Source organism: Cyanobacteriota bacterium (assembly GCA_025054735.1).
GTDB lineage: Bacteria > Cyanobacteriota > Cyanobacteriia > SKYG9 > SKYG9 > SKYG9.
Genome location: JANWZG010000225.1, coordinates 1 through 6,341, shown reverse-complemented (window position 1 = coordinate 6,341; position 6,341 = coordinate 1). Strand labels below are relative to the sequence as shown.

Below are 6,341 nucleotides of genomic sequence, written 5' to 3'. Positions count from 1 at the left end.
CAAGGGTACGAGATTTGATGGCAGCGGAGCGGGAGCGAGGTGTATTGGATGCTGACACCCGCGTGCCCTCTGGGATTACTAGCCATGCTCCCGGCTATATTGACCAAGCCCTAGAGCAGATCGTCGGTTTACAAACCGATAAACCCCTGAAGCGGGCCATTATGCCCTTTGGTGGCATTCGGGTGGTGGAAGGTGCCCTCAAAGCCTACGGCTACGAGTTAGATCCTCAAACCAAGGAAACCTTTACCAAATACCGCAAAACCCACAACGACGGTGTGTTTGATGCCTACACAGAGGAAATGCGGCGGTGTCGGCGATCGGGGATCATCACAGGCTTGCCAGATGCCTACGGACGGGGACGGATTATCGGAGACTATCGGCGGGTAGCCCTATACGGGGTCGATCGCCTAATCGCCGAAAAACAGGCTGACCAAGCCGCCTTAGATGTAGATGTGATGGATGAAGCCACCATTCGCCTGCGAGAAGAGCTGTCTGAGCAGATTAAGGCCTTGGGTGAGCTAAAAGCCATGGCAGCCAGCTACGGTTATGACATCAGCGTTCCGGCAACCACCGCTAAAGAAGCCGTGCAGTGGGTTTACTTTGGCTATCTGGCGGCTGTTAAGGAGCAAAATGGTGCGGCTATGTCCCTAGGACGGGTTTCGACCTTCTTGGATATTTTCATTGAACGGGACTTGCAACGGGGGTTACTGACTGAAGCAGAAGCCCAGGAACTAATTGATCATTTCGTCATGAAACTGCGGATGGTGCGGTTCCTGCGCACCCCAGACTACAACGAGCTATTCAGTGGAGACCCTACCTGGGTAACAGAATGCATTGGCGGTATGGGCCTGGATGGTCGTCCGTTAGTTACCCGCACCAGCTTCCGGATGCTTCACACCCTGATCAACCTTGGCCCTGCCCCAGAACCTAACCTGACTGTGCTCTGGTCAGAACAGTTGCCCGATAACTTCAAACGCTACTGTGCAAAGGTTTCCATCGCTACTAGCTCCATTCAGTACGAAAACGATGACCTCATGCGGGCTTACTGGGGTGATGACTACGGCATCGCTTGCTGTGTTTCAGCCATGCGCATTGGTAAGCAGATGCAATTCTTTGGGGCGCGGGTGAACTTGGCGAAGTGCCTGCTCTACGCCATCAACGGTGGTCGAGATGAAAAATCAGGCGAGCAGGTGGCTCCTGCCTATGCACCGATCGTCGGTGATGTGCTGGACTATGACGAGTTGTGGCCCCGCTTCCAGCAGATGATGGCTTGGTTGGCGAAAACCTACGTCAACACTATGAACATCATCCACTACATGCATGACAAGTACTGTTACGAGCGGATTGAGATGGCCCTGCACGATCGAGACATTCTGCGCACCATGGCCTTTGGCATGGCTGGGCTGTCAGTCGTGGCCGATGCCCTCTCGGCAGTCAAGTATGCCCGTGTGCGTATAGTGCGGGACGATCGCGGCCTCGCTGTAGACTACGTGATCGATGGTGACTTCCCCAAATATGGCAACAACGACGATCGGGTTGACCAAATTGCAGTGCAACTAGTCCGTACTTTCATGGCGGAACTGCGTAAACACAAGACCTATCGTGATGCCGTGCCAACCCAGTCCATTCTCACCATTACCTCTAACGTGGTCTATGGCAAGAAAACGGGCAACACACCCGATGGACGGCGAGCCGGTGAACCCTTTGCGCCTGGCGCTAACCCCATGCACGGACGGGACAGCAACGGAGCCATTGCCTCCCTAGCCTCGGTTGCCAAACTGCCCTATGCCGATGCCCAAGATGGCATTTCCAACACCTTTTCCATCGTGCCAGCAGCACTGGGACGCACAGAGGACGATCGTGTGCAAAACTTGGTGAGCTTGCTAGATGGCTACATGCACGACAGCGGTTTCCATCTCAACGTCAACGTCCTCAACCGAGATACCTTGTTAGATGCCATGGATCACCCAGAACTGTACCCGCAACTAACCATTCGGGTATCGGGCTATGCAGTCAATTTCATTAAGTTGACCCGCGAACAGCAACTGGATGTCCTCAATCGCACCTTCCACGAACGCTTCTAGGTGACTTCATTCCAGCCCCTTCTACCCCAGGAGGGGCTGGCGGTTTCCATAACTGTGAGTAAAAGGAGATTGGTCATGACAACATCGGCAACCCAGAGAGAAATTCGCGATCGCTATGCAGCAGGAGAGCGCAATTTTGCTCATATCCACCTAGCGGGAGAAGATCTAAGCTATGCCGATTTGCGGGGGGTGAACCTCCAGGGGGCGAACCTGCGAGGCTGTGACCTTAGCTTTGCTGACCTAGAAGCCTCAGACCTAACAGGAGCCGACCTGCGGGGGTGCCTTCTGTTTAGCACCAATCTCCGTGGGGCTACCCTTGATGGTGCCCTGTTTACCCGTGCTGACTTTGACAGCTACACTCGCTTTCCCGAAGGCTTTGACCCCACCGCCCACGACATGACTCAAGATGCCTAACATCACTGGACGCATCCATTCCTTAGAAAGCTGTGGCACCGTTGATGGGCCAGGACTCCGATTTGTGGTGTTCACCCAGGGGTGCCCTCTCCGCTGTTTGTATTGCCATAACCCCGACTGTCGCAACTACCACGAGGGGCGCGAGGTGACCGTTGAGGAAATCATGGCGGAAATTCGCAAGTATCGGAGTTTTTTGCGCCACGGAGGAGTCACCATCAGCGGTGGAGAGCCATTAATGCAGCCCACCTTTGTAGCAGAGATTTTGCGCCAGTGTCAGGCTATGGGGTTGCACACAGCCTTGGATACTTCTGGGTATGTAGTGCTAGAAGCAGCTAAGCCAGTGGTAGCCCATACAGATTTGGTGCTGTTGGATATTAAATCCTATGACCCCGATCGCTATCGACAGGTGACTAGCGTTTCCCTAGAGCCAACCTTGACCTTTGCCCGCTACCTTGCTGATATCCACAAACCCACATGGATCCGGTTTGTGTTAGTGCCGGGGTTAACCGATCCAGAAAGCAACGTGACTGGACTAGCGGATTTTGTAGCAACCTTGCCCAATGTAGAACGGGTAGAGGTGCTGCCCTTTCACAAGATGGGGGAATACAAGTGGGAGCAGTTGGGCTTGCCCTACACCCTCCACGATACTCAACCCCCTACCCCTGAGCAGGTAGCCGCTGTCAAGCAAATCTTTGCTGATCGCGGCCTTGTTGCTGTCTAGGCAAGTCATTTCATCAACCCCCTTCACCCTAACATGCAACCCTGCCACCATATGCCATCACTCTCCTAGCCATCCTGTCGCTGCTTACCCTCGCTATCAGGGCTTGGAAACCACCAACTCCTCTGCTCGCACCTCATTGGCACAGGGCCGACCCTGCTCGATCGCGGTGATGTTGGCCAGGGTAGTCTGGGCAATGTTGGTCAGGGCATCTTCGGTGAAAAATGCCTGATGTCCGGTAGCTAGCACATTGGGGAACATCAGCAACCGTTCAAATACATCATCTTGGATGATTGTGTTCGATAAATCCTCAAAAAACAGGTCTGCTTCCTGTTCGTACACATCCAGCCCTAAAGCACCAATGTGGCGAGATTTCAAGCCATCAATCACAGCCTCAGTATCAATCAGGGCACCCCGACTGGTATTGATCAGCATCACCCCTGGTTTCATCTGGGCGATCGCCTCTGCATCAATCAGGTGGTAGGTTTCTGGGGTCAGGGGACAGTGCAGCGAGATGATGTCAGAATTGGCGAGTAATTCCGGTAAATCCACATACCGAGCCGCACCCAAGGTTTCAAACTGAGGATTGGGGTAGCGATCGTAGCCCAACACCACACAGCCAAACCCCCGCATCAGCTTGGCGAAGATCATGCCGATTTTACCTGTGCCCACAATGCCCACTGTGCGATCGTGCAGTTCAAACCCCATCAACCCCTCTAGAGAGAAGTTGCCCTCTCGCACCCGGTTGTAGGCCTTGTGAAACTTGCGGTTGAGAGTCAAAATCATGCCCACGGCAAACTCTGCCACAGCATAGGGAGAATAGGCAGGCACCCGGACAACGGTCATTCCTAGCTCTGCTGCTGCCTTTAGGTCTACATTGTTAAACCCAGCGCAGCGCAAAGCAATGAGCTTAGTGCCATTGGCAGCTAGAATATCCAGCGCAGCCGCATCTGCCGCATCATTCACAAAGAGACAAACAGCCGGAAACCCAGCAGCTAAGGGTGCAGTGCTCTGGTTCAAACTCGGCTCTAAAAACACCAACTGGTGACCATAGCTCTGCTCAGCATTGACCGCAGCAAGCATTTGCCGATCGTAGGACTTGGCACTAAACACAGCAACATCCATAGGCAATTGACCTAAGCAGTCTACGGGTTTAGTGTAGCAGGGTTTTCCCCCCAACACGATACTAGCAATCAACCACAGCTAGCATCATAGCTCCAGCAGCCAGCTACACAACCCATGCGAGTTTTTCTGACCCCTTGACCCTGCAAGCCGGGAGCCAGGGAGAGAAGCTCAGACATCTCAGATGTGCCTTTTTGATCTGGAATAGTAGCAGCTCAGCCCTTGACGCTTAAACTTTACATAATTTAACATTAAACACATTGCTGTTCTGCTCTATCCCCAGTATACTCAAAGCCATGATCTCCACAGGTCACCCGATCCTTGAAAACCGCATAACTTCGTTGACCTCTGGAGGTGCCGCTCCTAGAGCGAGTTTCAACCTTCACCACGAGTCGCTAGAGCCACTTTCGACCGTACAAAACCAGGTGTGGAAAACCGTCTCTGGAGATTTGACCGCCGTAACCCTTGCCAGGAGATGCCTCCCAAGCGAAGGGTTTCATAACCATCACCCCGCAAGGGGACGGAAACACCTATTATGGTGCATTGTACTAATTTTTTATTCAGTTTCATAACCATCACCCCGCAAGGGGACGGAAACGTGCAATGCTCGAATCTGCAGTTCGTAAACCTGCAGAGTTTCATAACCATCACCCCGCAAGGGGACGGAAACCGGGGACAAACTGGTCAGGAAGCAACAAAACCGTTTACAGTTTCATAACCATCACCCCGCAAGGGGACGGAAACATTTTTGGTAGCTCAGCGTTAGCTGCATCGTAAAATGCTGTTTCATAACCATCACCCCGCAAGGGGACGGAAACTTAGCATGCTGTAATTCGTTGGCATAGAGCCAACGAATCCAGTTTCATAACCATCACCCCGCAAGGGGACGGAAACTATCTTTCTTGCTGTTAGGCGACACAGCGTTAGATAGTTTCATAACCATCACCCCGCAAGGGGACGGAAACCATTGGCGCTGTTTTGCGTCCAAGTACCCTTAGAGTTTCATAACCATCACCCCGCAAGGGGACGGAAACTTTTTCGCGTTTTTTATAACGCGTACATCCCCATTGAGTTTCATAACCATCACCCCGCAAGGGGACGGAAACCCGGAGTAGGTTTTCTTTTCCCCGAGAGTTATTTGGGTTTCATAACCATCACCCCGCAAGGGGACGGAAACATTACTCCCCGGTACGCAATCTACGAGAACACTGCAGGTTTCATAACCATCACCCCGCAAGGGGACGGAAACCTGAAGTCAAGCAGTGGGAAGGTAGGGTAGGCCGCACCTGCGTTTCATAACCATCACCCCGCAAGGGGACGGAAACAAATGGCTTACGGCCAATTGCGCACAGTCAGAGATAGTTTCATAACCATCACCCCGCAAGGGGACGGAAACAGGTGTGGCAGTAGCCGTTAATTGTGACGTTCTCTGGTTTCATAACCATCACCCCGCAAGGGGACGGAAACTGATCTTCTTGTTGACGATCTGGTCTGCAATCGATTCCACGTTTCATAACCATCACCCCGCAAGGGGACGGAAACAACCGAGCATCGACAAGCAGCTATTAAGTTACTAGCGTTTCATAACCATCACCCCGCAAGGGGACGGAAACACACTGCAAGTGGTGGTGGCGGAGGCAGTGGTATTACACAAGTTTCATAACCATCACCCCGCAAGGGGACGGAAACAGATCAGCCTGGACGGTCGCTGGAACAAACGTGAGGTTTCATAACCATCACCCCGCAAGGGGACGGAAACTCACCAATAACAAATTTGTATCCCGGTTTAGGTATAAGTTTCATAACCATCACCCCGCAAGGGGACGGAAACAAGTTTCAGTCCTATGTCTGCCAGAGACCACTTGAGTTTCATAACCATCACCCCGCAAGGGGACGGAAACTTAACACCAGGTCTTCACTCAAAGTTACTTCACAAGTTTCATAACCATCACCCCGCAAGGGGACGGAAACATTACTACTTGTATGCCAAGAGGAACAGTAGG

4 protein-coding genes and 1 CRISPR repeat array are annotated in these 6,341 nt (G+C 52.5%); of the genes, 3 read left to right on the top strand and 1 reads right to left on the bottom strand.

Annotated features, from left to right (window positions below):
• The 3 genes from pflB to pflA form a co-directional block, all read left to right on the top strand.
• Nucleotides 1-2,084, top strand: a 2,084-nt coding sequence (pflB, locus tag NZ772_11620; protein ID MCS6814194.1) for a formate C-acetyltransferase, incomplete at its 5' end; no start/stop codon positions are given.
• Between the two features lie 75 nt (nt 2,085-2,159).
• Nucleotides 2,160-2,498, top strand: a complete 339-nt coding sequence (locus NZ772_11615) for a pentapeptide repeat-containing protein (protein MCS6814193.1) — start codon at nt 2,160-2,162, stop codon at nt 2,496-2,498.
• The gene (gene pflA / locus NZ772_11610) at nt 2,491-3,219 is read left to right on the top strand and encodes a pyruvate formate-lyase-activating protein (GenBank protein ID MCS6814192.1); all 729 of its coding nucleotides are present in this window, start codon (nt 2,491-2,493) and stop codon (nt 3,217-3,219) included. The genes NZ772_11615 and pflA overlap by 8 nt, the downstream gene beginning before the upstream one ends.
• 96 nt (nt 3,220-3,315) lie before the next feature.
• On the opposite strand, the gene NZ772_11605 is transcribed toward pflA, so the two are convergent.
• Nucleotides 3,316-4,341 carry a 2-hydroxyacid dehydrogenase gene (locus NZ772_11605; GenBank protein MCS6814191.1) on the bottom strand — a complete coding sequence of 342 codons (1,026 nt, stop codon included), beginning with the start codon at nt 4,339-4,341 and terminating at the stop codon, nt 3,316-3,318.
• Between the two features lie 490 nt (nt 4,342-4,831).
• Nucleotides 4,832-6,309: direct repeats of the CRISPR family, unit length 35 nt; unit sequence GTTTCATAACCATCACCCCGCAAGGGGACGGAAAC.
• Nucleotides 6,310-6,341 lie beyond the last annotated feature (32 nt).